The organism is Vibrio sp. JZG120, from assembly GCF_053890955.1.
Window position 1 is genome coordinate 95,208 of sequence record NZ_JBSRRK010000007.1, and the last position, 23,496, is coordinate 118,703.

Annotated in this window: 22 protein-coding genes; 6 read left to right on the forward strand and 16 right to left on the reverse strand. The window is 44.9% G+C overall.

Annotated features, from left to right (window positions below; genetic code table 11):
- Positions 1-314: 314 nt before the first annotated feature.
- The gene (locus ACWPOD_RS15920) at positions 315-3,092 is read left to right on the forward strand and encodes an insulinase family protein (RefSeq protein ID WP_109169788.1); all 2,778 of its coding nucleotides are present in this window, start codon (positions 315-317) and stop codon (positions 3,090-3,092) included.
- Positions 3,093-3,260: 168 nt separating this feature from the next.
- Positions 3,261-3,515 (forward strand): hypothetical protein, encoded by a 255-nt coding sequence (locus tag ACWPOD_RS15925; RefSeq protein ID WP_005397900.1) that lies wholly within the window; start codon positions 3,261-3,263, stop codon positions 3,513-3,515.
- Between the two features lie 62 nt (positions 3,516-3,577).
- Here ACWPOD_RS15925 and fadJ read toward each other — a convergent pair whose 3' ends face one another.
- Both fadJ and fadI read right to left on the reverse strand, forming a co-directional pair.
- A complete protein-coding gene (gene fadJ / locus ACWPOD_RS15930; RefSeq protein WP_005394283.1) occupies positions 3,578-5,689 on the reverse strand; it encodes a fatty acid oxidation complex subunit alpha FadJ in 2,112 nt (703 codons plus the stop codon).
- Positions 5,689-6,996, reverse strand: coding sequence for an acetyl-CoA C-acyltransferase FadI (gene fadI / locus ACWPOD_RS15935; RefSeq protein WP_005394284.1), 1,308 nt, complete (start codon positions 6,994-6,996; stop codon positions 5,689-5,691). The genes fadJ and fadI overlap by 1 nt, the downstream gene beginning before the upstream one ends.
- Positions 6,997-7,714: 718 nt before the next feature.
- On the opposite strand from fadI, the gene ACWPOD_RS15940 reads away from it, so the two are divergent.
- The 4 genes from ACWPOD_RS15940 (at position 7,715) to ACWPOD_RS15955 (ending at position 12,209) form a co-directional block, all read left to right on the forward strand.
- Positions 7,715-8,290: a sigma-70 family RNA polymerase sigma factor gene (locus tag ACWPOD_RS15940; RefSeq protein WP_029836529.1), complete on the forward strand. Its 576-nt coding sequence runs from the start codon at positions 7,715-7,717 to the stop codon at positions 8,288-8,290.
- Positions 8,283-9,014 carry a DUF3379 domain-containing protein gene (locus ACWPOD_RS15945; RefSeq protein ID WP_170902881.1) on the forward strand — a complete coding sequence of 244 codons (732 nt, stop codon included), beginning with the start codon at positions 8,283-8,285 and terminating at the stop codon, positions 9,012-9,014. The genes ACWPOD_RS15940 and ACWPOD_RS15945 overlap by 8 nt, the downstream gene beginning before the upstream one ends.
- Positions 9,015-9,311: 297 nt before the next feature.
- Positions 9,312-10,571 (forward strand): outer membrane protein transport protein, encoded by a 1,260-nt coding sequence (locus ACWPOD_RS15950; protein ID WP_006741718.1) that lies wholly within the window; start codon positions 9,312-9,314, stop codon positions 10,569-10,571.
- A 309-nt stretch (positions 10,572-10,880) separates the two neighbouring features.
- Positions 10,881-12,209, forward strand: coding sequence for an outer membrane protein transport protein (locus tag ACWPOD_RS15955; RefSeq protein WP_456232055.1), 1,329 nt, complete (start codon positions 10,881-10,883; stop codon positions 12,207-12,209).
- Between the two features lie 74 nt (positions 12,210-12,283).
- Here the strand turns inward: ACWPOD_RS15955 and ACWPOD_RS15960 are convergent, their stop codons facing one another.
- The 14 genes from ACWPOD_RS15960 to ACWPOD_RS16025 all read right to left on the reverse strand — a co-directional run bounded on the left by ACWPOD_RS15960 (position 12,284) and on the right by ACWPOD_RS16025 (position 23,492).
- Entirely contained in the window at positions 12,284-13,057 is a 774-nt protein-coding gene (locus tag ACWPOD_RS15960; RefSeq protein ID WP_005394290.1) for an MlaA family lipoprotein, read from the reverse strand.
- A 215-nt stretch (positions 13,058-13,272) separates the two neighbouring features.
- On the reverse strand, positions 13,273-14,487 hold the full coding sequence (ccmI, locus tag ACWPOD_RS15965; protein WP_053808772.1) for a c-type cytochrome biogenesis protein CcmI: 1,215 nt from the start codon (positions 14,485-14,487) through the stop codon (positions 13,273-13,275).
- Positions 14,487-14,972, reverse strand: coding sequence for a cytochrome c-type biogenesis protein (locus tag ACWPOD_RS15970; RefSeq protein WP_005380519.1), 486 nt, complete (start codon positions 14,970-14,972; stop codon positions 14,487-14,489). The genes ccmI and ACWPOD_RS15970 overlap by 1 nt, the downstream gene beginning before the upstream one ends.
- Positions 14,969-15,523: a DsbE family thiol:disulfide interchange protein gene (locus tag ACWPOD_RS15975; RefSeq protein WP_164666393.1), complete on the reverse strand. Its 555-nt coding sequence runs from the start codon at positions 15,521-15,523 to the stop codon at positions 14,969-14,971. Before ACWPOD_RS15975 ends, ACWPOD_RS15970 begins: the two co-directional genes overlap by 4 nt.
- Position 15,524: 1 nt before the next feature.
- Positions 15,525-17,501, reverse strand: a complete 1,977-nt coding sequence (locus tag ACWPOD_RS15980; protein ID WP_139060712.1) for a heme lyase CcmF/NrfE family subunit — start codon at positions 17,499-17,501, stop codon at positions 15,525-15,527.
- Positions 17,498-17,983 carry a cytochrome c maturation protein CcmE gene (ccmE, locus tag ACWPOD_RS15985; RefSeq protein WP_005380516.1) on the reverse strand — a complete coding sequence of 162 codons (486 nt, stop codon included), beginning with the start codon at positions 17,981-17,983 and terminating at the stop codon, positions 17,498-17,500. The genes ACWPOD_RS15980 and ccmE overlap by 4 nt, the downstream gene beginning before the upstream one ends.
- Positions 17,980-18,186 carry a heme exporter protein CcmD gene (gene ccmD / locus ACWPOD_RS15990; protein ID WP_005380515.1) on the reverse strand — a complete coding sequence of 69 codons (207 nt, stop codon included), beginning with the start codon at positions 18,184-18,186 and terminating at the stop codon, positions 17,980-17,982. The genes ccmE and ccmD overlap by 4 nt, the downstream gene beginning before the upstream one ends.
- An 11-nt stretch (positions 18,187-18,197) precedes the next feature.
- Positions 18,198-18,941, reverse strand: a complete 744-nt coding sequence (locus ACWPOD_RS15995) for a heme ABC transporter permease (protein ID WP_005394301.1) — start codon at positions 18,939-18,941, stop codon at positions 18,198-18,200.
- 109 nt (positions 18,942-19,050) lie between these two features.
- A complete protein-coding gene (gene ccmB, locus ACWPOD_RS16000; RefSeq protein ID WP_006741714.1) occupies positions 19,051-19,719 on the reverse strand; it encodes a heme exporter protein CcmB in 669 nt (222 codons plus the stop codon).
- 1 nt (position 19,720) lies between these two features.
- Positions 19,721-20,338, reverse strand: coding sequence for a cytochrome c biogenesis heme-transporting ATPase CcmA (gene ccmA / locus ACWPOD_RS16005; RefSeq protein WP_012841536.1), 618 nt, complete (start codon positions 20,336-20,338; stop codon positions 19,721-19,723).
- A 287-nt stretch (positions 20,339-20,625) separates the two neighbouring features.
- Positions 20,626-21,120: a DUF2802 domain-containing protein gene (locus tag ACWPOD_RS16010; protein ID WP_041853027.1), complete on the reverse strand. Its 495-nt coding sequence runs from the start codon at positions 21,118-21,120 to the stop codon at positions 20,626-20,628.
- Positions 21,121-21,134: 14 nt separating this feature from the next.
- Complete coding sequence (locus ACWPOD_RS16015; RefSeq protein WP_005380507.1) at positions 21,135-21,629, reverse strand: chemotaxis protein CheW; 495 nt, start codon at positions 21,627-21,629, stop codon at positions 21,135-21,137.
- 35 nt (positions 21,630-21,664) lie between these two features.
- Positions 21,665-22,723 (reverse strand): chemotaxis protein CheW, encoded by a 1,059-nt coding sequence (locus tag ACWPOD_RS16020; protein WP_253643908.1) that lies wholly within the window; start codon positions 22,721-22,723, stop codon positions 21,665-21,667.
- Positions 22,713-23,492 carry a ParA family protein gene (locus tag ACWPOD_RS16025; RefSeq protein WP_006741712.1) on the reverse strand — a complete coding sequence of 260 codons (780 nt, stop codon included), beginning with the start codon at positions 23,490-23,492 and terminating at the stop codon, positions 22,713-22,715. Before ACWPOD_RS16025 ends, ACWPOD_RS16020 begins: the two co-directional genes overlap by 11 nt.
- Positions 23,493-23,496: the final 4 nt, after the last annotated feature.

The window sequence follows — 23,496 nt, forward strand, 5'->3', positions numbered from 1 at the left end:
GGGGCTAACTTTAATAATGACGAAACAAAAATACTGATATAATTATCTGTTCATTATACCAATTCGCTTGCTAAAGATAGCGACTTTCTTAACAATCTATTAAAAAGAATGTACTCAGTTCATCACAGTATTTAACTGTGCTATGAGTTCAGAGCATTCATTCAAACAGTTCTTCCCCATACGCAAACGCGATGGGCCTGTGCAGAAGTCTACGAATAACAAAAATACGGCAAGCAGTATTTGTCGAAACGCAAACTTTGCGCCCCCTAGCTAGGGGTTCATAATTACTGTAATGCGAAATCTGGAGACGCATCGTGCATCTAAGTCCTAACGATTCAAATCAATACCGCTACATTACCTTGAGCAATGATCTGCGTGTACTGCTGATTCATTCCGAGACAGCTCAACAGTCAGCAGCAGCTCTAGCAGTGAACGTTGGACACTTCGACGACCCAAAAGATCGCCAAGGTCTGGCACACTATTTAGAACATATGCTTTTTTTGGGTACGGAAAAATACCCTAAAGTGGGCGAGTTTCAAAGTTATATTAGCCAGCATGGAGGAACAAATAACGCTTGGACGGGTACTGAACACACTTGTTTCTTTTTTGATGTTACTCCGAATGCCTTTGAAAATGCCTTAGATCGATTTAGCCAATTCTTTACCGCACCATTGTTTAACGAAGAAGCTTTAGACAAAGAACGCCAGGCTGTCGACTCCGAATACAAACTCAAACTTAATGACGATTCTCGCCGCCTGTATCAAGTCAATAAAGAAGTCATCAATCCAGAGCACCCTTTCTCTAAGTTCTCAGTCGGCAACCTAGATACATTAGGTGACCGAGAGGGTAAGTCCATCCGCGACGAAATTGTCGAGTTTCACCACTCTCAATACTCTGCCGATCTCATGACGTTGACGCTCTTTGGGCCACAGTCGCTCGATGATCAGCAAGCGTGGGTAGAAGCCATGTTTGCCAATATCCCAAATCACCACCTTCGTGGAAAATCGATTGATGTCCCCATTAGCACCAAAGAAAGTACCGGGATTTTAGTTCAAGTTGAACCAATCAAAGAATTTCGAAAACTCATTCTCACCTTCCCAATGCCAGGGATGGATAAGCACTACGGCTTGAAACCACTCTCTTACTTCGCGCATTTACTCGGCTATGAAGGCGAAGGCAGCTTAATGCTCCAGCTAAAAAATGAAGGCTGGATTACGTCGCTTTCTGCGGGAGGCGGCGCTAGTGGTAGCAACTATCGAGATTTTACGGTTAGCTGCACACTCACCCCGCTGGGTCTCAACCACGTTGACGACATCATCCAAGCGGTTTTTCAATACCTCTCGATGATCAAACAAGACGGGCTAGATGAATGGCGCTATCTCGAAAAACAAGCGGTGCTTGAGTCGGCGTTTCGTTTCCAGGAACCATCTCGACCAATGGATTTGGTTAGCCATCTTGTTATCAATATGCAGCATTATCAGCCAGACGATACCATTTATGGCGACTACAAAATGGCGGGCTATGATGAACAACTGCAGCGTTCGTTGCTGCAATACTTAACCATCGATAATGTCCGCGTAACCCTGATTGCAAAAGGACTGGAATACAATCGTACTGCCGAATGGTACTTTACTCCGTATTCCGTCACGCCTTTTAGTGATGAGCAACGCCGCTTCTATCAACAAATCGATCCAAGCTGGCAGTTCGTCTTACCAGAAAAGAACCCTTATATTTGCTACGATCTCGATCCCATGCCGTTCGAAAATGGTGGTTCACTACCAGAGTTAATTGAAGATCTCGAAGGCTTCCGACTTTGGCATTTACAAGATGATGAATTTCGCGTGCCAAAAGGCGTTGTATATGTCGCTATCGACAGCTCTCATGCTGTTGCATCGCCGAAGAACATTGTCAAAACTCGCCTATGTGTCGAGATGTTCCTCGACTCGCTAGCAAAAGAAACCTATCAAGCTGAAATCGCAGGGATGGGTTACAACATGTACGCTCACCAAGGCGGGGTTACCTTAACCCTCTCAGGGTTCAGCCAAAAACTGCCTCAATTGTTGGAAATGATCCTGCACCGTTTTGCTTCTCGAGATTTCAGCCCTGCACGCTTTGAAACCATCAAGCAGCAACTGTTACGTAACTGGAGAAATGCTTCACAAGATCGTCCTATTTCGCAGCTGTTTAACGCACTTACAGGGCTACTTCAACCCAATAACCCGCCTTTCGCAACCTTAGTCGAAGCGCTAGAAGAAATCGAAGTCGATGAACTCTCAGTATTCGTAGAATCAATTCTTGCAGAGCTGCACGTTGAAATGTTTGTTTACGGAGATTGGCAGCGTCAACAAGCGCATGACATGGCGACAACCTTAAAGGATGCCCTAAGAGTAAAAGAGCAGCGTTATGAAGAGGCGCTCCGCCCACTCATCATGCTGGGAAAAAACGGCAGTTTTCAACGTGAAGTACATTGCAACCAGCAAGATTCGGCGGTCGTTATTTACCACCAGTGTGAGGATATTGAGCCTCGTAGCATTGCTCTATACTCATTGGCGAACCATCTCATGTCGGCAACATTTTTCCACGAGATCCGCACAAAACAGCAATTAGGTTACATGGTGGGCACTGGCAATATGCCACTTAATCGTCATCCGGGTATTGTGCTTTATGTGCAGTCACCCAATGCAGCACCTGCCGAGCTGGTTACCTCAATCGATGAGTTCTTAAATGCCTTTTATATGGTGCTGTTAGAACTGAACGATTACCAGTGGCATAGCAGTAAGCGCGGCTTGTGGAATCAAATAGCGACGCCGGACACCACACTGCGAGGTCGTGCTCAGCGTCTTTGGGTTGCAATAGGAAACAAAGACACCGAGTTTAACCAACGTGACAAGGTACTTTCTGAACTGAAGAAATTGACCCGAGCAGACATGATTCGCTTTGTCGTTAATGAGTTGAAACCTCGCACGGCAAACCGATTGGTCATGCACTCTCAAGGACAATCGCATTCGGACGCTCCGCGCATCCACTTAGGGCAAGAAATTGGATCGATTGAAGAGTTCCAACTTAGGCCAAAAGATTGCGGCTTAGGATGATCTAATTGCGCAGTAATAAAATTATCGATTAGTAAGTATATACCTACAAACCAATGAGGTTGTGGGTCTCATAAATAGAATCGACACCATAATTGGCAGAAAATTGAAATTACGCCATTGCGGCTTATGCTCTAATTACCACACTAAAAATAAATTAATGAGGTAATCATGAAAAAAGCACTACTACTTGCGGCTATTTTACTGCCACTGGCATCTGCACACGCTGAAATCTCGGTGAAAGGTGATGGCTTTGAGCTAAGTAACGACTGTGTCCGCCTAAGCGGAGACAATGTTTCTATCAAATCAGATGATTGCTCTTCAAAACAGTGGAAAGATAAAGACAACAAAGGCAACAGCAGCGTTCACGGGGACGACAACCCAGGTAAAGGCCACAATAAAGATAAGAAAGACAAGAAGAAGTAACTATTTCTTATTTATGAAAAAGGCTTGCCACTGGCAAGCCTTTTTCTTTACCGAAGCAACGTTTAATAGAATGTGGTTCCTTCTCCAGCTCGAGTAAGCAAACCATCACACGGTGCGTAACGATCGCCATACTTCGATGCAAACTCATTCATTTTCTCAACCAGTTCTTTAATGCCAAACTGATCCATATAACGGAATGGACCGCCCAAGAATGGAGGGAAACCAATGCCAAATATTGCACCAATATCACCATCACGTGGCGAGCGAATGATGCCGTCATCCAAACAACGTACCGCTTCATTCAGCATTGGTAGTACACAGCGCAACGCAATATCGTTATCGCTCAGCTTAGATTCAGGATCGAGCTTAAGCAGCTTGTAGATAGATTTATCGACTTCTTTCTTCTTACCTTTGTAAGTGTAGAAACCTTTCCCGCTCTTACGTCCTTTGCGACCGTCATTCAATAAGATATCGAACACGTCAGGGCCTTTGAATCGCTCACCTAACTCGTTGACTAGAATCGGCATGATCTTCGCGCCAATGTCGACACCGACTTCATCCAGTAAGGTAATCGGGCCGACAGGGAAACCAAAATCAAGCAACGCCGTATCAATCTTTTCGATCGGTTCGTTAGCCAGCAGAATATGCGCCGCTTCGTTCATGTATGGCGCAAGAATGCGGTTCACGTAAAAGCCCGCTTTGTCTTTCACTACGATCGGGGTTTTACCTTGCTTTTTAGCAAGTGCAACGACTGTTGAAATGGTTTCATCTGATGTCGTTTCATGCGGAATCACTTCCACCAACGGCATTTTTTCTACCGGGCTGAAGTAATGCAAACCCACTACGTTTTCTGGACGCTCCGCTTTTTCTGCAATTTTGTGGATTGGTAACGAAGAAGTATTGGTCGCAAAGATGGTTTCCGGCTTGGCATTCGCTTCGATATCCGCCACCATTTTTTGTTTAAGATCTAAGTCTTCAAAAACGGCTTCAATTACGACATCAATATGATTAAAGCTGGTAAAGTCGACACCGCCAGACAGTTGCAACATTTTCGCTTGCAGATCGGCTTTTGATAGAATGCGACGTTTACGCTGTTTCTCAAATAACTTGTAGTTATAGTTGAGTGCGTTTAGAACGCCATCGTTGCTGACGTCTTTGATGCGGACAGGCACCTTCGCTTTTGCAACAGACACATGGCTGATTCCTGCGCCCATCAAGCCACCGCCAAGCACGCCAACTTTATGAACTGGCGCGGGTTTCGCATCCGTACCATTTTCTTTCTTCATTTCCGTTGTCGCAAAGAAGATAGAACGAAGCGCTTTTGACTCTGAGCTCATCACAAGCTCACCGAAGCGTTTCGCTTCAAGCTCTTGTCCTTGGGCGAAACCTTTCTCTAAACCATGCTGAATAACGTCTAAAATCGCGACCGTTGCAGGATAGTTACCACGGGTTTTCTGATTGGTTTTCTTCGCTGCCTGTTCAAACACAAACTTGCGCCCTAACCCGCTACCCGACATCACTTTTTCTTTCGTCGATAGCTTTTTCGTACCCTTGTTTTTACCTTTGTCGATAAACTGTTTTGCTACGTCGAGCAAAATGGTGTCAGGGACACAGGCGTCAACCACACCCAGCTTTTTAGCTTTCTTTGCGCGAAGCTGTTTACCCGTCAGGATCAAGTCCAACGACGGTAATAGGCCAATCAAACGTGGCAGACGCTGAGTACCACCAGAACCTGGCAATAAACCAAGTTGTACTTCTGGCAGGCCTAAACGCGTTTTATCTGAATCCGTACAAACACGATAATCACATGCAAGAGCAAGCTCTAAGCCACCGCCCAAACATGGACCGTGAATAGCGGCAACCACAGGATATGGTAAGTCCGATAGCTGCTGGAATAGCTCTTGACCTTGCCTCGCTAATGCTTCTGCTTCACTTGCGGTCGTGCACGCTTCTAGCATGCGCACATCGGCCCCCGCGACAAAGTTGTCCGGTTTTAGGGAATGAATGATCATCCCTTTGATGCCACTGGCGTCTTTTAGCTGAGCAAAGATTTCTTTCATTTCATCAGCAAAAGCCGCCTGTAGCGTATTCATTTTTTCATTAGGTACGTCAATCGCTAACCAAGCAATATTCTGCTCATCAACTTTTAGACTAAATGCTTTTTGCTCGCTCATTACTCAACCTCCAGAATCATTGCTGCGCCAAGACCGCCAGCTGCACATGCGGTATTCAACGCAATACCGCCGCCACGGCGTTTCAGTTCACGTAGAGTTTGCGTCATCATTCGTGCACCTGTCGCCGCGAATGGGTGACCGTAAGCGATTGAGCCACCAAGCACGTTAAACTTATCCATGTCGATTTCACCGATCGCTTTCGAACGACCTAGATTTTCTTGAGCAAACTTATCTGAAGCAAACATCTTCACATTCGCCAATGCTTGCGCAGCAAACGCTTCGTGCATGTCGATCAACGTCAGATCAGACAGTTCCAAGCCTGTATTTTCTAGCACTTTCGCTGTGGCATAAGTCGGTCCCATCAGCATGTCCTTTTCCACACCGATCGCTGAAAATGCGTAGCCGCGGATGTAGCCAAGAATCTCCATGCCAAGCTCTTTCGCTTTACCTTCGCGCATCAACATCACTGCCGCACCACCATCAGTCAGTGGCGTACTGTTAGCTGCCGTAACACTGCCATACTGGCGATCAAAGGCAGGTCGAAGTTTCGCGTACCCTTCTACGGTTGAGTCGTGACGGACATTGTTGTCTTCCGAAATCCATTTTTTGTATGGTTCGGGAAAAGCCGTCATCACTTCACCTTGGATCTTGCCTTCTTTCCAAGCTTGGGAAGCCAGCGTATGAGAGCGATGTGCTAGCGCATCCTGCTCTGCACGAGAAATACCATGCGTCTTTGCCATTTGCTCCGCAGTTTGTCCCATGGATAAACCCGTAGAGTACTCGGCTACTGCTGGTGGCACTGGCATCAGGTCTTTAAAGCTCAAGTTTTTGAGGATGCTAAGCTTCTGACCCATTGTTTTTGTCTTACTAAGAGCAAGCAGATTAGCAGCCAGTTTCTTTGATACGCCAATAGGCAGGACGGAAGAAGAATCTGCACCGCCAGCAATACCAATATCGATGGTTCCCGCCATGATGCTTTCTGCGACATTGACCGCCGCTTGAAAACTCGTTGCGCACGCACGAGTCACACTGTAAGCATCAGTATGGATGTTCATACCGGTGCCTAACACGATTTCTCGTGCGATGTTTGGCGCTTCAGGCATTTGTACTACTTGTCCAAATACCACTTGTTCGATTAACTTCGGATCAATATCTGTTCGAGCAAGCATTTCGCTTACTACCATTTTCCCTAAATCGACCGCTGGCACTTGGCTAAATTCCGTGCTTTGACGAGCAAAGGGAGTTCGAAGCCCCGCGACAATAGCGACACGCTCACCATTGCGTGTTTTTACTTCCTGCTTGCCCATTGTTTCTCCTTAAATACAAGAGGTCTGACCTGACGCATTGTAATGAATTTGTTAAATTTATCAAACGTGCGTTTAAATAAACGTGAAGCAAGTAGATCAATTACTCTACTTCTTTGATTCTTATGCGATTAATAATGATTAACTATAGAGAGTTAAAACGGTAAGAGGTATATGGAAGGTAAAATCGAAGCAAAAAAAAACCACACATAACTGTGTGGTCGGAATATCTATAAAACAATTAACTTACGCCAATTGAAAATTAATCAGTTTCCTGATTAGGAGAAAGTAAAGTCAGCCTTCAAAAGGAAGTGTCATCTTGCTCAACATGTTAGTCGCAATGACTAACGAGATGACAAGATGTACTATAACCCCTTCACTGCTTGATATTTTGAAATAGATCAATTTTATAGTGATTTTACGAGCTTTAAGCACATCTAAAAGGCTCAGCGATGCAAACCGATTCAAAAATTCACCGCTAGCAGTCTCTTTTTATGTCCCATCGAATGAACTTATCCAAACCATTGATTACTAATGATGATATTGTTAACAATCTTTACCAATTCATGTTCGATGATATTTGGCATTTGCGTATACACTTTTAAGTAACCACATAGCTTATTGTGTCAGAAGTTATCTACGACACACGCTCAACCGAAACCGCGAGGCTATTGAAAAGTAAAGTCATGCTCAGAACAAATAAGAAACTCACAGAGCGAGGATGGAGGCTCCTGTGGCCATATTAAAAATGTTTGGAAAGAAAAATTCCAACAGTCCGGTCAACTCTGATATGGACAAGCAAAGAAAATACGAAGCGCTCGTCCGAGGGTACCATCGTGACTTATATCGCTACGCATACTGGTTGTGCAAAGATAAAGCGATAGCGGAAGATCTAGTTCAGGAAACCTGCCTTAGAGCTTGGAAGTCACTCGATAGTCTCCAGGATGAAAAAGCAGCCAAGTCTTGGCTCATCACCATATTGAGACGAGAAAATGCGCGCCGCTTCGAACGTAAACAATTTGATTTAGTTGATATCGATGATTACGGCAATGATGCTAAAGTCAGCGATGACCCACATCATCAGCAAGAATGGCTGCAAGCGCAGATCATGAAACTCGATGTTGAATACCGCGAACCTTTATTTCTCCAAGTTGTCGGTGGTTTCAGCGGAGAAGAGATTGGCGACATTCTTGATTTAAATAAAAATACAGTGATGACTCGATTATTTCGCGCTCGTAATCAACTCAAAGAGATGTTGGATTCTCAAGATACTAAGAGAGGACAAAAGAATGGATGATTTAGAATTTCGTCGTCGTATTTTGTCGGATCCAAAACAAAAGGATGAAGAGATTCTGCAAGCTTTAGCTGGTAGCGACGCCAACAATAAGTTTGTTGATGACGTTTTGGATCTCGACGTAAAAATTAAACAAGCCATGAATGTGGATGTACCTGAAGATCTCGCTGATAAGATTTTATTTAGTCAGACGTCGAGTGCACTTGATGAAGAGAAGGTCGTCAGACCAAACTTTGTGCGCAAAGCAATGGCACTTGCCGCTTCTATTGCGTTCACCGCAGGATTATTAGTTGGTCAAGTAAACTGGGGAAATGTTTTGGTTTCTCCAGCACAAGCCAGTTTAGCTGATACCGCGATGAAACACGTTATTCATGAAGAACCTTTTGTTCGTCATCTTGATGAGGATGTACCGAGCTCGCAAATTAATGCGAAAATGTCGCCATTTCATTACCAGTTTAGTGAAAGCTTTCCATATCACGTTTACTACCTAAACCACTGCGGTTTTGGCGAATCCAATGCGGTGCATATGGTATTCCAAGGTCCAAAAGGTAAAGTAACGTTATTTATTACTGGTATTCCTAGCGAACAAAGTACCGACTTTAATAAGGATGGCATGACCGGAATCGTTCAGCCCGTCGGGAGTTCAAGCTTGATTTTAGTCGGAGAAGAAGGTGAAAATATTGATGCTATCGCTACGACTCTTGCATCAATGATTAAACCGATGTAATAACTTCGACGATTTCCAGCCTTCAAAAGGTTAAATGCCGCTAAATGATCTTATTTAGCGGCATTTTTGTATAAATAGAACACAAAACATTCACCCTTGCTATAGCATTTAGAGCTTAAACTCTAAATTATGCATTTTAAGTGCAATTTCCCGTCTTTTAGATATCATTTCTGCAATTTTTATTCAATTTTATCCAATGGTCGGATTTGTCCAAGCAACTATTGATACTACTATCTGCGCCACTGAGCAAAAGCTCAATTTATCGTCCAAAGAGACGAATCTAATAAGGAAAAACAAATGACTCAGAACACGCGTCTGTTTAAAAAGACTCTCCTAGCAGTAACGGTAGCTTTTGCCTCAGGTCAATCGATGGCAGCGGGTTTCCAAATCAACGCTCAATCAGCAACTGGCATCGGCCGTGCATTTGCTGGTGATGCAGTAATCGCAGATAACGCCGCAGTAATGGCTCGTAACCCAGCAGCAATGGCTCTATTTGATAAAATGGAGCTTTCGCTAGGTTTCGAAAGCATTACTTCAATGATTGAAGTGAAAGATGCGAAATATAACGTTAATACTCCTTTGGGTTCTAGTACTGTAAATGTTGCTGACACTGATGATGTGGGTGATACGTCAATAGCTCCAAACATTCACCTAATCGTTCCAGTAAATGACAAGTTTGCATGGGGCGTAAACGCATACTCTAATTTCGGCACTAAAACTGAATTTTCAGATAACTATACCGCAACCGAGTACGGTGGTCTTACGGATGTAAAAAGCTTCAACTTTGGCTTTGCGGGTTCTTACCGTTTAAACGAACAATGGAGCTTTGGTGCTGGTTTAGATTTAATCTACGGCCAAGGCACAATGAAGCGTACAACTAGCTCTTCAGTCCCACGGGTTGGCGGTCAAAAAATTCTGGACGTAGATAAAGCTGATGGTTGGGCTGTTGGTTTCAACGTTGGTACTGTGTACGAACTAGATGAAAACAACCGTTTTGGTCTAGCGTATCGTTACAGCCCTGAATTTACAGCAAAAGACGACAAAGGTCAGGAAATCACGCTACCTCTACCAGATATGGCCGAGTTTTCTGGTTTCCACAAAATCCAAGACACTAAGTTTGCTGTACACTACAGCATCCAATACATCGGTTGGAAAGATTTCGACCAAATTGATTTTGAGAACCTAAATCAGGGTTTACTTAAAGGTGGTTACTCGAAAGACTATCAATGGCAAGATGGCTGGCACTACGCAATTGGTGGTACTTACTACCTAAACAACAACTGGACACTTCGTGCTGGTTACATGTACGACACAAGCGCTCAAGATAAAGTAACGTCTATCTCGGTACCAGATTCAGATCGCCAGTGGTTCTCAACAGGTTTCTCTTACCATATTGATAATAGCTCAAACATCGATTTTGGCTTCACATACTTGTTAGGTGAAGATGTAAAAGTTAATGAGAATACTCAATTAGCTCCTGGTCTTTCTACCGGTGTAACAGCAACAACTCATGCTGACGCAATTCTATTCGGCTTACAATACAGCCGTAGCTTCTAAGCGCTTCGCTGTTAGTTAGTAGAAAAATACTTTATATAAAAGGCTGGATTTCCAGCCTTTTTTCATATCTGCGATTTATTGCCCACTCAATTTGAGTGAACACGTGTATCTAAATCTCACAATTAGGACGCACAGCTGTTCGCTGAATTCCATTTACAAGCCCTTCACAGTTAGATTATTAAACCAGCCAAACAACACTTGAAAGCATAATATTCCAAATGACTGCTTGTGCTGGATTTTCATTTCTAAAGTAAAAACTCTACCTTTAAACTTTCGTCCCACGTTATAAACAAATCAGCGAACATTCGAATGAAAACCAACAAGACTCTTCTATCAACAGCAGTGGCATTAAGCCTACTTGGCACAACGGGCATGGCTAACGCAGCAGGTTTCCAACTTGCTGAATATTCTGCAACAGGCCTAGGTCGAGCATATGCTGGTGAAGCAGCAATGGCTGACAACGCAAGTGCACAATGGCGTAACCCAGCAATGCTAACTTATTTGGAAGGCACTCAAGTGTCCGTTGGTGCAATCTATGTGAACCCAAATATTGATATTGAAGGTGATGTAAACTTCCACGGTAGTACTTCTTCTGCATCTTCAGATGATTTCGCACATGATGCAATCATTCCAAACTTCTACCTATCACACCAATACAATGAGAAATTCGCGATTGGTTTGGCATTTGGCACCAACTACGGTATGGAAACCGATTTAGGTAAAGGCTTTGGTGCATCACACTTCGGTAACGAAGCAAGCGTAACGACAATGGAAGCGAACTTAAACGCAGCTTACAAAGTCAATGAATCAATCAGCGTTGGTGGTGGTATCCGTTACATCATCGGCGAAGGCAGCTTTGGCGCAGCAGCTCCTAAGAATAACGTTGTAGGAAAGCACCCTTTAACTGGCGATCCTATCAGTGTTCCTCAAGGTACCGCTCTAAAATACATGGAAGGTGACGATACCGCTTGGGGCTGGCAAGTTGGTACTGCATGGCAGATCAATGAAAATAACCGTATCGGCTTCGCGTACAAATCTGAAGTTGAACTGAAGCTTGAAGGCCATGCTGAAGGTCTAGGTTTTGGCTTCGGTACTTCTGAGCTTCCACAACTACGTGACAACGGCTATATGTACCTAAACCTGCCTGCAACAGCTGAGCTGGCAAGTTTCCACCAAGTAACAGACCAACTTGCGTTACACGCAAGCTTTAACTGGACGGATTGGAGCTCTTTCGAGAAATTGGAAGCACGCCTAGATACCGCTGGCACGCATATGGTTAAAGTAGAAAGCTGGGAAGATAACTACCGCTTTGCTGTTGGTGCCACTTACCAGCTTGATCCTAAGCTAGCGCTACGTACTGGTATTGCATACGATACTTCAGCGGTAAGCGACAAAAACCGTACGATCACTATTCCAGAAACTGACCGTACTTGGCTAAGTATTGGCGCAACGTACGATTGGACGAAAGACTTCAGCCTAGACGCTGGCTTCACCTATATTTTCGCGAAAGACGCACCAATCGTTGAGTCTCGTGGTTACAAGTCAGACGACGCTGCAGAACAAGTCGGCGGCCAATTCGTAGGCGAAACTACGGGTAATGTTTGGCTAATCGGTGTTCAAGCAAACTACCGTTTCTAACCAAACAGCAAAAATACAAAAAAGGCTTAGCATCAGCTAAGCCTTTTTTATTTGTATATTGTAAAGAACAGCGCTTAAAAGTCTTCTAGGTATTCGTCTAAATACTCTTCTTCTTCGATGTTCACTTCTTCAACGGTTTCAACTTCTGCTTTAAAGTTTTGACGCTGAATATAAACATCGCGAGTAAGAATATATGGATCCGGCGACGAGTCTAACTGTGCTTCTTGCGGTACTAATAAAGCACGCTTCTCCATGCCTTCAAACGCCCACTTACCCAAACTCGCCCAGAAGTTGAGGTAAGAGAGGGGTAAATACGTACTATCTACGGTATCTGTCACTTCACGTAAGGTATACGGGCCATAACCTGGAATCATGAAGTAAGGGCCATTTCCAACACCATAGTGGCCTACTGCATCACTGAACGCTTTCTCGTCGTATTTCGTAATACCCGCGGCACTTGCAATATCGAATAAACCGAAAATACCAAACGTCGAGTTAATCCAAAAACGGTTAAAGTGGTCTACGGCTTTCGTGCCGTTACCCATGACTAAGTTATTAACCATGCTGGCTGGCTCATCTAAGTTCGACAAGAAGTTAGCGATACCGGAACGAATAGGAACTGGCGTGTATTCCACATACGCAAGTGATACAGGACGAACCAAATACGGATCTAAATATTCGTAGTTGATTTCCCACATGGTTCGGTTAAAGCCTTCCAACGGGTCATACACATCAGAAGTCGTTTGATTTGTTTCTTGTCCTGTTACTGCTTCATCAGGCGCACTTGAACAGCCAACCAGTCCAACTGCAAGCAGTAACAAGAAGGTAGATTTACCCTTGTTATACATTTTATTTTCCATAACGACTATTAATGTACCTAAGTCATCCAATGAACAGTTGTACGTATGTTGAGCAGTATACGTAGTAAAGATGACTCAGATATGGGAATAAATAAAGGCCAGCAGTCGCTGGCCTTCGGTATTCTACTCGATCGTTTAGAGTCATACCACTAAAGGCAACAGACTCTACCCCGTTGTCATATTTCAGAGACAGACGCTAACGATTAATATTGCTGGTCAATGGTCACTTCAACCGGCGTGCCAAATTCAACGACGTCACTCTCTCCGTGCCAATCTTGGTCACGCGTTGCTACGTTACCGTCAGAGTCCACACGCACACGGACGATTAACTTGTCGAGTGAAGATAGTTTTTGCCCCTGCATCATGGCATTACCATCATCTAATACGACTGTACGAGGGAAAGTACCCAGCGGATAGCGAGCTGCCGCAACAGGCATTGGTGAGCCATCTGCACGATGTACCGATACAATCAGAACTGCGTTTGGATCCAACTGAGCATTTGGTGCCACATTAATTGTCACAGCTACACTCTTATCCGGTGAAACCGCTTCGCCCATTTGCTTACGAGCACTCTCAATACTGCGTGACAACATCTCGTAGCGGCTATCTTCTGGACCAATCATTTGCTGCATGATTCCCCAGTACTTGATCGCTGCCGGAAAGTCTTGACGCTCAAACGCATCGAACGCTAACAAAGAAAACACACGCAGATCGACATAGTCTTGCTGCATCAGCTTGCCAAGTAATGAGCGAGCCGTCGCTTGATCCATTTCCTCTTGAGACAGCATCAGAGCTTGTGCATAACCCAACATCACATCAGGATCTTTGGGCTCTAGGCGATATGACTTTTCCATCGCATCGATAGCAGTCGTGACATCACGATTTGCTAACGCAATACGACCTAGCAGTAACCAACCTGTCGAGTCTTCCGGCTGGTAATGTAAGCGAGTTCGGAGGGCAAGGGTCAAATCCGCCATTTCATCGTCACTCAACGGCTCAGAAGAAGCCGACATCAGCTTTTTCGATAACTCAGGTAGATTTGCAGACACTTCTTGCCATTGAACAATATCGTCTGACGCGCCAAATTTGTAATACAAGCCATAGCTCAACGCCACCGTCAGAATTACCGATGGAACTAAAACCGCGATTGGTGAAACCTTGGTTTCTTTTTGCGCTTTATCACCCGGAATATCGTCAAGGAGAGACTGCTTTAGATCAGAAATCAGTTCGTCTTCGCTTTCAACCAGCCCTTCGTCGGTTTCTTCTGCAAGCTCAGATAGACGGTCTTTATAAAATGCCTTGTTGAGCTCATCGCGTAACACATCATCATTGTTCGCTTTTTGTTTAAGCAGCGGCAAAGCCACCAGCGCACAAGCAATAAGCGTAAGAGCAACGGTGGAAATCCAAAATAGTGTCATTACTTCTTATCTCCGTTGTTCTCTTCTTCAAGCAATGCTTTTAAACGAGCCTCTTTTTGCTCATCCCATTGCTCGTCACTGCTCGCTTTTGCCTTAACTTTAGATTTACGGCTACGCAGCACAATCAAACCAAAACCACCCAGTACTACAGCGAGTGGCCCTAGCCACAAAATCGCAGTCGCAACCGTAAATGGTGGGTTGTAAGTCACGAAGTTACCGTAACGGGCGATCATGTAATCAACAATCTCATCTTTGGACTTACCTTCTTTGGTCATTTCGTACACCTTATGGCGTAAGTCTTGAGCAAGTTCAGCGTTAGAATCCGAGATCGTGTTGTTCTGACATTTAGGGCAACGGAGCGTATGGCTTAACTCTTTGAACTGCTGTTCTTGTTCCAAGTTATCGAACTCGTACACTTCAATGGCAGCGTGAGCAGCAAGAGATAATGTCATGGCAGCAAAAACTGCAAGGATCAGCTTTCTCATTGCTTCGCCTCCTCAACCAATTTGTTGTAAAGCGGCTCCAGTGTTTCTGACCAATTACGTGGGTTTACATCCCCCACATGGCGATAGCGAATCACACCATTTGCATCAATAATGAATGTTTCTGGTGCTCCATAAACGCCAAGGTCAAGACCAAGCATACCACTACCATCAAATAGGCTAATTAAGTACGGGTTGCCGAGATCATTCAACCAGCCTACCGCTTTGTTACGATCATCTTTGTAATTCATACCGATGATCTTAACGCCCTTACCCGCCAATTCGTTTAGGTATTTATGCTCTGCATAACATGTTGGACACCACGTTGCCCAAACGTTCAAGAGCAACGGCTCACCTTTAAAAATTGACTGGTCGTATTGTTTTCCAGGTTCAGCTAAGTCTTCTAAGTGAAACTCAGGAACTGGCTTACCAACCAAAACCGACTCCAATTTCGTTGGATCATCGCCCTCTTGGTTGCGCATTAACTGGGTTGCGAAAATGCCCGCCAAAATCATGAAAGCGACGAGCGGAATAAATAAGACTTTCTTATTCATGTTATGCCTCCTGCTCTTTTGACTTCGCGTTTTTCTTTGAAGATTTACGGAAGCGATAACGCTTATCTGAAATCGCTAGTGCACCGCCTAACGCCATAATCAAAGAGCCAGCCCAAATCCAACGAACGAACGGTTTATAGTAAATACGAACAGCCCAAGATCGGTTGTCGTCTAAACGTTCACCCATTGCAATGTATAAGTCACGACTAATTCCACGGTCAATGGCAGCTTCGGTCATCATAGACTTAGCCGTACGGTAGAAGCGCTTCTCAGCGTGAAGCGTATTCACGTATTTGCCATCATGTGTGATCTCAAAATCCGCGATGTAGCCATCGTAGTTTGGACCATCTTTATCACGCAGGCCTGAGAAGTAGAAATCATAACCTTGAATTTGGAAGTGTTCGCCAGGTGCTAAACGCACATCACGCTCGATGCTGTAGTTCTGTACCATCGCAATACCGATAACAGATACCGCCAGACCAACATGACCCAACATCATTGCCCAGTGGCTACGTTGCAGCTTGCGAACGCCTTCACTAAAGCTATGACGGTGCGTTGCACGCTCATATAGTTCAAAGCCATGCATTGCAATAATCCAAATCGCCATTACCCAGCCAATGTAAGCCATGGTTGAGAAGAAGTCGGCAAACAGGAACACGCATACCGCAGCCAAGGCGAAAGCAAGCACACCTGAAATGAGCATTGGTTTCACAAGTTTAGATAAATTGTCTCGCTTCCAACGGATAAGTGGACCAATACCAAGTAGGAAAGCAAATGGCATCATCAACCAAGCAAACAGCATGTCGAAGAATGGCGCACCGATAGAAACCGACCCCAAACCAAGCTGCTTGTGTACGAGCGGCAACAGTGTCCCCACTAACACCACAACAAGTGCTGCGATAAGTAATACGTTGTTGGCTAAGAGCGCGTTTTCACGAGAGACTAAGTCGAAGTTACCACGTACACGTACTGCTGCCCCTTTTACAGCAAACAGCAATAAAGAGCCGCCGATAACGAAAACGAGGAAGCCTAGAATAAACATACCGCGCGACGGGTCAGACGCGAACGCGTGCACCGATACTAAAATACCGGAACGGACTAAGAATGTGCCCAACAAACTCAACGAAAATGCAGAGATTGCCAATAGTACCGTCCACGCTTTAAATGTGCCGCGTTTTTCTGTCACGGCAAGAGAGTGCATTAATGCGGTACCCGCTAACCAAGGCATGAATGATGCGTTTTCTACTGGGTCCCAGAACCACCAGCCACCCCAGCCAAGTTCGTAGTAAGCCCACCAAGAGCCTAGTGCGATACCGAGTGTTAAAAATACCCATGCAGCGGTTGTCCAAGGACGAGACCAACGAGCCCAAGCCGTATCAAGGCGTCCGGTCATTAGGGATGCGATCGCAAAAGAGAAGGCAACCGAGAAACCAACGTAGCCCATGTAAAGCATTGGCGGGTGAACAATCAAACCGGGGTCTTGAAGCAGAGGGTTCAAGTCACGCCCGTCAACCGGGAAGAAAGGCAACGTACGTAAGAATGGGTTTGACGTTAAGATGATAAACAGTAGGAAACCCACTGAGATCATGCCCATTACGGCAAGTACACGTGCAACCGACTCTTGCGGCATACCACGACTAAACGTCGCTACAGCGACAGTCCAAGCAGCTTGGATTAAAACCCATAGCAACAGTGAACCTTCGTGTGCACCCCATACTGCGGTTAAACGGTAGTACCAAGGAAGCTGACTATTCGAGTTGCTCGCTACATACTGTAACGTGAAGTCGTTGGTATAAAATCCCCAACATAAAATGGCGAAAGAGAACAACAGCATCAGGAACATAGACCAAGATAGCGGTCGCGCTGTGTTCATGAGCATTGTGTTATTATTCGATGCTCCCCACAATGGCAATACGCTCAGCAGCACTGCCATTGCAAGCGAAAGAATGAGAGCAAAGTGACCGATTTCAGCAATCATTGGCCGCTTCCTTGTTTCTGTTCGGTGCTGTATTGAAGCGGTTCATGCGTTTTCTTCATCGCTTCCGCAATTTCTGGTGGCATGTATTCTTCATCGTGCTTCGCTAGGACCTCAAATGCCTCAACTGTCGTGGCATCTTTCAGTACACCTTGAGCCACAATACCCTGCCCTTCACGGAACAAGTCAGGAAGAATACCATCATAAGTAATCGTCACTTTAGGACCGACATCGTGCAGGTCAAAACTCACTTTCAAAGAATTAGGATCTCGACGAACCGAGCCCACAACCACCATACCACCAATACGCAGACGCTGGCCTACTTCTGGCTTGGTGCCATCTGGCTTACCATTAACCAACTCCGTTGGAGTGTAGAAAAGGTCCATATTTTGGTTAAGCGCATAAAGTATCAAACCAATGGTGGCACTAATACCGATAAAGATCGCTAGTACGATACCTAGCCTCTTTTTACGTCTCGGGTTCATAAGGTGTTCTCCATGTTCTTCGCTGCGTCGATACGAGCTTGACGGTCAATTTTTGCTTTCACTTCTTTCAATAATGCATCACCGCGGCGAAGGCTAGTGATCAGAAGAATCAGCATGGATAAGAAAGTAATACCAAACGCACTCCATACGTATGATGCGTAGCCACCCATGGCAAAAAAGTCGCTCAGAGATTCAAAATGCATAATAAATTACCTCACTGAGTTTGTTCTGTTGCGAGTTTGCGCACCCAAGGGCGGTGACTTTCTTTACTGATGATTTCGTTACGGAAACGGACCATCGTCACTGCACCAAAGAAGAACGCAAAGCCAAAGATGTTTAGCAATAACGGCCAAAGCATGTCGGATGAAATAGAAGGTTGTTCAAATTTCGTGATCGTCGCGCCTTGGTGAAGCGTGTTCCACCATTCTACGGAAAAGTGAATGATAGGTAGGTTCACGACGCCTACGATCGCTAAAATACCCGCCGCTTTTGCGGCTGTTTTCTGATCGTCAAACGCGTGATAAAGCGCAATAACACCAAGGTAGAGAAATAGAAGAATCAATTCTGAAGTAAGACGGGCGTCCCATACCCACCAAGTGCCCCACATTGGCTTACCCCAAACGGCACCAGTAAGTAGAGCAATAAAGGTAAATACCGCACCAATCGGCGCCATCGCAAGTGCCGCCATATCAGATAGACGTACTTGCCATACTAAGCCAATAAATGCCGCAATCGCCATCGACATATAAACGCCCATAGACCAAATAGCTGATGGGACGTGAATGTAGATGATTCGGAAACTGTCACCTTGTTGGTAATCTGAAGGCGCAAATGCAAGCCCCCAAACCGTACCAACCGATAAGCATACGAGGGCCAATACAGAAAACCAAGGCAGAAACTTACCACTCAAACGGTAAGCGGTTTCTGGCTTGGCATAAGGATGTAGCCATTTCCACATGTTTTGTTCTCACTCTTACTTCAGGGACACTGTCTAAAGGGTTGAGACCGTAGCAGTGCTTTAATAATAATTCTTTGATCAAGCGCCGCTTCATTGGCACTTTATTGAGTTAGTTAACACTAACTCTCAATGCGGCACTAATGGCAAAAGGCGTTAACGTCATCGCTCCCATTAGCATCGCACCTAAAATTGCTAGTTGACCGTTATACGCCATACCAAGCGCGGCGGCATCAATTGCTGATGTTGCGAAAATCAAAATTGGGATGTAGAGCGGAAGAATAAGCAAACTCAAAAGAACGCCACCCTTTTGCAACCCAACCGTCAAAGCCACACCAATAGCTCCAATAAAACTTAGTGTCGGTGTACCGATCATCAAGGTTAGTACAACAGATAGCCAAGTATTGAAATCGAGCGAAAGTAAAACCGCCAATAATGGGCTAATTAGGATCAGAGGTAACCCTGTTAACAACCAATGTGCTATGACCTTTGAAACCACTACAAGTTGCAATGGAATCGGCATTAGCATCATTTGTTCCAATGCACCGTCTTGAAAATCATCACGAAATAGACGCTCTAATGATAATAAGGCGGATAGCAATGCGGCAACCCAAACAATGCCTGCTGCAATACGTGCTAACAAATTTGGTTCAGGCCCGATACTAAGAGGAAACAGAGTAATAACAATAATAAAGAACCAAAGCGGGTTCAGAATGTCTGCCTGACGGCGAAATGCTATCAATAGCTCGCGGCGAATGATGGTGGTCATAGATGGAATCATATCAATCACCCAACTTTATTTTTCTAAGTTTCGGGCTGTCCGAAAACATATCTTGATGCGTCGTCAACACGACAATACCGCCATTATCAGCGTGACTTGCGAACAAAGATTCAAGCACTTTGACGCCTTGCTTATCGATGGCGGTCAACGGTTCATCTAAAATCCATAAAATTTGCTTACTGAGCCATAACCTTGCTAGTGCCACTCGTCGTTGCTGACCTGCGGAAAGCTGTGCTACAGGCACATCTTCTCGACCGGCTAAACCAACTTGAGTTAAAGCAGTGAAGATTTCTTCGTCAGAAGAGCGGTTATTTTGAATAGATTGGTAAAAACGTAAGTTTTCTAGTGCGGTAAGCTCTCGTTTCACTCCAGTTTGATGCCCTAAGAACAGCAGATCTTGATGGAAAACATCACGAGATTTTTCAACCTCTTCTCCTTTCCACTTAATGATGCCTTCTTCTCTATCACCTAAACCTGTCACAATACGTAGTAACGTAGTTTTGCCAGTACCATTGCGCCCTTCTATCTGGACCAATTCACCAGGCTTAATTTCAAACTGCAGGTTTTCAAACAGGACCCTCTCATCACGGATCGCTGTCAGGTTAGATACTTCTAACATAGAGCTTCAACTAAAAAATGAACGAAGCGCTATATTAGCACAGCTTAGTTATGACAAAACAGGATAAGAGGGCTGGGATGTATGTAAGTTCATGTATTTTTGTTAATTAATCGTCACACTTTAATAAAATTAACTATAAGTAGTTATAAGCTCTCATTTTAACTTGGGGAGCGAGTGCTAAGAATGAAAAGAGCTTAAGGTAATCTAGGGCTGTATTGCAAAAAGATAATTAGTAACCGAACACAAAAAAAAGAGGCTTATCGCCTCTTTTTATCGCTTTAAAACCTTTAGCGTCGACGACGTCCACGCGCCGGGTATTCTGCATCATCTGATGGCTGACCGCTTAGTGGTGGAATTTTCTCTTTTCCCGCCAGTTTTTTCTGTAGTGAAAGCATCAATTCCGCTTCAGCTTTTGGCAGTTCACACTCTTCAATGAGCTCATTGATATCTGCACCAAGCTGTACCATTTTAGAAGCTCGACTGTACAAGCGACCATCAGTATCAGCGTGTTCGAGTTCACGAATTCTCTCGTTTAGGTGCTGAATAATGTCTTGTTGTTCCGTTACTTTTTGTCCAAGACCAACGACAACCGAACGCACTTCGAGTAACTGCTTACTCAACTTTTGTACTTCTTTATCTACATGTCGAGACTGTGCTCGTTGCTGGTCTACTTGCTTTTGCAACCCCGAGCGAATGCGCAGTTGCAAAACAACCAACACCAACACGATAAAAGCGACGCCACCCGCAAGGAATGGAACAGATAAAAGAGTCTCTTCAGCCATCATTATTCAGCCCATTATAGGTGAGCCATCTCGTCCCATTCGTCATCCGTTAGGAGCTTGTTCAAATCCACAAGGATAAGAAGCTTGCCGTCACGGTTGCTCACACCTTGGATGAACTTCGCGCTTTCATCAGTACCAACAGAAGGCGTCGTGTCAATTTCAGAAGAACGTAGGTAAACCACTTCTGCCACACTATCTACCAAAATACCAATCACTTGACGCTCTGACTCGATCACAATAATACGAGTATTATCTGTAACTTCGCCTTCCATCAGGCCGAAACGCGAACGCGTGTCGATAACAGTAACCACGTTACCACGCAGGTTGATGATACCCAGAACATAATCTGGCGCACCTGGAACGGGTGCAATTTCAGTATAACGAAGTACTTCACGAACTTGCATTACGTTGATGCCGTACGTTTCTTCTTCTAGCTGGAACGTCACCCACTGAAGAACTTCGTCATTCGATGCATCTTTCTTCACTTCTACTTCAAAAGCTTGAGACATAGTTAATCCTCGTTAATGTCGTTCCCGACTTAAATCTAATTCAGTGATTTGACATCTAAACCGGCGTTTAGCATGTCAATGAGCGCCTGGACATGAATTAAGGCGCACATTTTTTCTTTTACCATGCCCGCTAGCCAAGGGCGCTTACCCGCCTGTTCACGCCAGCGAACCTTGTCGATATTGAGCGTTTCCGTCCCCATTAGTTGGTTACTGGCCAGCCCCCACATGCTCTCTCCAAGCATGACAACGTATTGGTAATTATCTTTGTAACTGTCATCGCGAAGCTTATCTGCCATCACCCATTTCGCGGTATCGACGACATCAAACTGTTGCTCACGATTTGTTTGTAGCCCCAAATACCAGGCGGGCTTTCCTATCAAATGGTTAAGCTCGCTGATGCGATGAATACCACCTAACTCATCAAGCGGTACGGCAAACGTGACATCATTCACATCAAAGTAAAGCACTTGAAAATCTTCACTTCGCTTCGTGCTTTCCCAGTCAGTTGGTATTTCGGAACCTGTTTGTGTCTCGAGCTCGGTATCAACGTTCGATTCTATATTGACATCATGCTCAATCACCGATTGAGGTTCAACCAGTTCTGGCTGAGTTTCCTCAAAAACTGGCGCATCAATCACCCAGTCTTGTATCTCTTCAACTGTTTGTAACTCGGGCGCCTCACTAACGGTTTGTACGTCTGGCTCAGCCGCTTTTATTTCTGCTGCAATATCAATCGTATTTTGTTCAAGAATACTATCAATATCTAACTCAGCTACAGGGTTGCTTGCTTCAAGCTGACTTAATAACCTTTGCACATCTTCCAGATTTGGGGCTTCCAATTCTGGCGGATACGCTTCTTGAAACTGGTAAGTTTCCGGCTCCGAGTATTGAAACTGCAATTCTGGCTCTGGCTCTGGCTCTGGCTCTGGCTCTGGCTCTGGCTCTGGCTCTGGCTCTGGCTCTGCAGATGATATTTCTTGAGCCAGCAAGTCAAGCTCTTCCTCAAGAGTCGTTGCTTCAGCCTCATCACCCAGTAGCGCATTAAAGTAGTCATCAAGCGCTTGTTCACTGGAAAGCACGTCGTTACTGCTCATCGAACGCTAACCTCTCCAGGTAAATCAGTAACTGTTTATACGCAAACACACCACGACTACCAGATGCAAAATGTGATGCTGGCAAATGCTTTAAACTAGCATCACGGAACTTGGTATCAATCGGCACCGCAGAGGTCCATACTTGATTTGGGTAATCTTTCTTCAGTTGCATCAATGTCTGCAAAGACGCTTTGGTGCGCTTGTCATACATCGTTGGAACGATAGTCACTTTGAAACCACCCGGACGAGACTTTTGCATAATGGTTAACGTGCGCATCATGCGTTCCAAGCCTTTCATCGCCAAAAACTCGGTTTGAACGGGAATCAAAATTCGGTCACTGGCGGCCAGTGCGTTCACCATCATCACACCAAGAATTGGCGGGCAGTCAATCAACACATAATCATAGTCTTGTGAGACCGCTTGTAGAGCTCGTTTTAAGATCAGCCCCATCCCACTGCGATTCCCCATGACACGATCAAGCGTCGCAAGGGACATATGCGCGGGAATGATATCCATCCCTTCCAGTTTTGTCTCTAGGATTAACGGCCTCACCGTTTCACGAGAGAATGTCTTCAACTGGAATAAATCAAACAGGCTCGAAGTTACTGCGTCAGGATCATAACCAAGATAGGTAGTCAGTGATGCGTGAGGGTCAGTATCGACCATCAGTACGCGATGACCTTTTTGACTCAGCAAACCCGCTAATGTCACTGTTGAGGTGGTTTTACCCACGCCACCTTTCTGGTTAGCTACACTCCAAACAATCATGATG

Excerpts from the sequence above, each read along its gene's own strand:
- ACWPOD_RS15925 (WP_005397900.1), top strand. The coding sequence starts at position 3,261 with ATGAAAAAAGCACTACTACTTGCGGCTATTTTACTGCCACTGGCATCT.
- fadJ (WP_005394283.1), bottom strand. The coding sequence starts at position 5,689 with ATGAGCGAGCAAAAAGCATTTAGTCTAAAAGTTGATGAGCAGAATATT.
- fadI (WP_005394284.1), bottom strand. The coding sequence starts at position 6,996 with ATGGGCAAGCAGGAAGTAAAAACACGCAATGGTGAGCGTGTCGCTATT.
- ACWPOD_RS15940 (WP_029836529.1), top strand. The coding sequence starts at position 7,715 with ATGGAGGCTCCTGTGGCCATATTAAAAATGTTTGGAAAGAAAAATTCC.
- ACWPOD_RS15945 (WP_170902881.1), top strand. The coding sequence starts at position 8,283 with ATGGATGATTTAGAATTTCGTCGTCGTATTTTGTCGGATCCAAAACAA.
- ACWPOD_RS15950 (WP_006741718.1), top strand. The coding sequence starts at position 9,312 with ATGACTCAGAACACGCGTCTGTTTAAAAAGACTCTCCTAGCAGTAACG.
- ACWPOD_RS15955 (WP_456232055.1), top strand. The coding sequence starts at position 10,881 with ATGAAAACCAACAAGACTCTTCTATCAACAGCAGTGGCATTAAGCCTA.
- ACWPOD_RS15960 (WP_005394290.1), bottom strand. The coding sequence starts at position 13,057 with ATGTATAACAAGGGTAAATCTACCTTCTTGTTACTGCTTGCAGTTGGA.
- ccmI (WP_053808772.1), bottom strand. The coding sequence starts at position 14,487 with ATGACACTATTTTGGATTTCCACCGTTGCTCTTACGCTTATTGCTTGT.
- ACWPOD_RS15970 (WP_005380519.1), bottom strand. The coding sequence starts at position 14,972 with ATGAGAAAGCTGATCCTTGCAGTTTTTGCTGCCATGACATTATCTCTT.
- ACWPOD_RS15975 (WP_164666393.1), bottom strand. The coding sequence starts at position 15,523 with ATGAATAAGAAAGTCTTATTTATTCCGCTCGTCGCTTTCATGATTTTG.
- ACWPOD_RS15980 (WP_139060712.1), bottom strand. The coding sequence starts at position 17,501 with ATGATTGCTGAAATCGGTCACTTTGCTCTCATTCTTTCGCTTGCAATG.
- ccmE (WP_005380516.1), bottom strand. The coding sequence starts at position 17,983 with ATGAACCCGAGACGTAAAAAGAGGCTAGGTATCGTACTAGCGATCTTT.
- ccmD (WP_005380515.1), bottom strand. The coding sequence starts at position 18,186 with ATGCATTTTGAATCTCTGAGCGACTTTTTTGCCATGGGTGGCTACGCA.
- ACWPOD_RS15995 (WP_005394301.1), bottom strand. The coding sequence starts at position 18,941 with ATGTGGAAATGGCTACATCCTTATGCCAAGCCAGAAACCGCTTACCGT.
- ccmB (WP_006741714.1), bottom strand. The coding sequence starts at position 19,719 with ATGATTCCATCTATGACCACCATCATTCGCCGCGAGCTATTGATAGCA.
- ccmA (WP_012841536.1), bottom strand. The coding sequence starts at position 20,338 with ATGTTAGAAGTATCTAACCTGACAGCGATCCGTGATGAGAGGGTCCTG.
- ACWPOD_RS16010 (WP_041853027.1), bottom strand. The coding sequence starts at position 21,120 with ATGGCTGAAGAGACTCTTTTATCTGTTCCATTCCTTGCGGGTGGCGTC.
- ACWPOD_RS16015 (WP_005380507.1), bottom strand. The coding sequence starts at position 21,629 with ATGTCTCAAGCTTTTGAAGTAGAAGTGAAGAAAGATGCATCGAATGAC.
- ACWPOD_RS16020 (WP_253643908.1), bottom strand. The coding sequence starts at position 22,723 with ATGAGCAGTAACGACGTGCTTTCCAGTGAACAAGCGCTTGATGACTAC.
- ACWPOD_RS16025 (WP_006741712.1), bottom strand. The coding sequence starts at position 23,492 with ATGATTGTTTGGAGTGTAGCTAACCAGAAAGGTGGCGTGGGTAAAACC.